The sequence below is a fragment of the Streptomyces sp. NRRL S-1022 genome (genome assembly GCF_000720135.1).
In the GTDB taxonomy this organism is placed as follows: Bacteria; Actinomycetota; Actinomycetes; order Streptomycetales; family Streptomycetaceae; genus Streptomyces.
The window spans coordinates 1-662 of sequence record NZ_JOIU01000108.1 but is presented as its reverse complement, the minus strand read 5'-3'; the positions used below and the strand labels follow the sequence as shown (position 1 = coordinate 662).

Annotated in this window: 1 protein-coding gene; it reads left to right on the top strand. The window is 69.3% G+C overall.

What is annotated here, in order from left to right; all coding sequences use genetic code 11:
• Nucleotides 1-10 precede the first annotated feature (10 nt).
• A partial coding sequence (locus IG05_RS0141045; protein WP_199808488.1) for an AMP-binding protein occupies nucleotides 11-662 on the top strand: 652 nt, incomplete at its 3' end.

Below are 662 nucleotides of genomic sequence, written 5' to 3'. Positions count from 1 at the left end.
GGAGCGGGAGTTGATCCTGGCTTCCGCCGGTACGCAGGGGCCGGTGGTGCCGGTGTCGGGGACGCTGCACGCGCTGTTCGAGGAGCAGGCGGCGCGGACGCCGGACGCGGTGGCGGTGGTCGCGGGCGGGGTGTCGCTGTCGTACCGGGAGGTGGACGAGCGTGCGAACCGGCTGGCGTGGCACCTGCGGTCGCTGGGTGTGGGGGCGGAGTCGCTGGTCGGGGTGTGTCTGGAGCGGGGTCCTGCTCTGGTGCCGGCGCTGATCGGTGTGCTGAAGTCGGGTGCGGCGTATCTGCCTCTTGATCCGGTGAATCCTGCCGAGCGGTTGTCGTTCATGCTCGGGGATGCGGGGGCGCGGGTGGTGGTGACCGAGTCGGGTCTGCTGCCGGTGCTCGACGGCTTCGAGGGCGAGCGGGTGGTCCTGGACGAGCTGGAGTCCGAGCGGGTCGATGCCCTGCCCGGGGTGTCGGGTCCGGACAACGCCGTGTACGTGATCTACACGTCGGGTTCGACGGGGCGCCCCAAGGGTGTCGTGCTCAGTCACGCGAATGTGGTGCGGCTGTTGGAGACGGCTCAGGAGCACTACGCGTTCGACGGCTCGGATGTGTGGTCGATGTTCCACTCGTACGCCTTCGACGTGTCGGTGTTCGAGATGTGGGGTG